This is a genomic window from Streptomyces sp. NPDC002130, from assembly GCF_040296465.1.
GTDB lineage: Bacteria > Actinomycetota > Actinomycetes > Streptomycetales > Streptomycetaceae > Streptomyces.
In genome coordinates this window covers 1-1,019 of sequence record NZ_JBEOXI010001293.1, presented here as the reverse complement: position 1 = coordinate 1,019, position 1,019 = coordinate 1, and the positions used below count along the sequence as shown (strand labels likewise).

Below are 1,019 nucleotides of genomic sequence, written 5' to 3'. Positions count from 1 at the left end.
CCTGGATGTTGTCGTCCTCGAGGCGCCTGTTTCGATCAGGCCGGACTTCGAATCAGATGATTTCGCTGCCGGATACATCAACTTCTACGTATGCAACGGAGCGGTCATCGCCCCTGAATTCGGTGACCCCGAGGCCGACCAGGCCGCCAAAGGCGAGTTGGAGCGCCTCTTCCCCGACCGTCGTGTCGTGCAGATCAACATCGACGCAATCGCCGCGGGTGGTGGCGGCATTCACTGCACCACCCAACAGGAACCCGCGGACTAGAAACCTGTCCCGACCACCCTCGTAGAATTCGGACTCGTGTCGAACCGTCAAACGCAAATCTTGGAAGCAGCAGTCCGCGTCATCGCTCAGCACGGCGTACGCGGACTGAGAGTGGAGACGCTCGCTGCCGAGGCCGGCGTGTCGACGGCACTCATCTACTACCACTTCCAGAACCGTGCAGGTGTGCTGCGCCGGGCCCTCGATCACATCAACGATCGCGCCGCTCTGTACACCGAAAGCGCCTTCACGGAGACAGACCCGCGTGCGCAGCTCGAGCAGATGCTCCTGCTGGAGTTTCAGAATTCCCCGAAGATTCGGGAGAACAGCATCGCCTGGGGCGAACTCCGAGCAAGCGCTGTCTTCGCCGACGAGCTGCGCGAGCCGCTGCGCACCACGACTCAACGATGGGCAGACGACGTCGAATCCTTGATCCGACAAGCGCAGGAATCCGGGCTCGCTGACCCGAAGGCAAGCCCGGCCGACGCCGCCGAACGACTCACTGCACTGGTCGAGGGTTTGAGTGAACGCTGGCTGAGCGGCTCGATGTCCATCGAACGAGCCAGAGGACTACTCGTCGGCGCGATCAGCGTGGAGATCGATCCGAAGTAACCCTGAACCGTTAGTCGGTGCCCTTCGATTCCGGCGACAGGGCCGGGAACCATATATCGGTCAGAACCTCGGCCGCTTGAACCCGCGTCACGTCGATCGTCCCCTGCACGGCCCAGCGTGTGAAGAATCGCTCCAGCTGACTCAC

General features: G+C 62.0%; 2 protein-coding genes. Both read left to right on the top strand.

Going from position 1 to position 1,019, the window contains the following annotated elements:
* The coding region (locus tag ABT116_RS50385; RefSeq protein WP_351648580.1) for an agmatine deiminase family protein at positions 1–265 on the top strand (265 nt) is incomplete at its 5' end.
* 36 nt (positions 266–301) lie between these two features.
* Entirely contained in the window at positions 302–874 is a 573-nt protein-coding gene (locus tag ABT116_RS50380; protein WP_351648578.1) for a TetR/AcrR family transcriptional regulator, read from the top strand.
* Positions 875–1,019: the final 145 nt, after the last annotated feature.